The organism is Achromobacter sp. GbtcB20, assembly GCF_019091095.1.
Lineage (GTDB): Bacteria > Pseudomonadota > Gammaproteobacteria > Burkholderiales > Burkholderiaceae_B > Achromobacter > Achromobacter mucicolens.
The window spans coordinates 1-229 of sequence record NZ_JAGXJZ010000990.1 but is presented as its reverse complement, the minus strand read 5'-3'; the positions used below and the strand labels follow the sequence as shown (position 1 = coordinate 229).

The following is a 229-nucleotide window of genomic DNA, read 5'->3' as shown; positions in this document are numbered from 1 at the left end:
ATGCCGACGACGAGTTCTTCGACAAATGCCTGGAAGGTTTTGCCATGTTCGCGCTGAACCAGGGCGAGGTCTGCACCTGCCCCTCGCGCGTGCTGGTCCAGGAGTCGATCTACGAACGTTTCATCGAGCGCGCGCTCGATCGCGTGGCGAAAATCAAGGCCGGCAATCCGCTCGACGAATCGACCATGATCGGCGCCCAGGCTTCGCAGGAGCAGCTGGAAAAAATCCT

General features: G+C 59.8%; 1 protein-coding gene. It reads left to right on the top strand.

Translation table 11 applies throughout. The features are described 5' to 3' along the window. Positions 1-229: aldehyde dehydrogenase family protein (locus tag KVT32_RS31950; RefSeq protein ID WP_217619621.1), on the top strand; the 229-nt coding region annotated here is incomplete at both ends.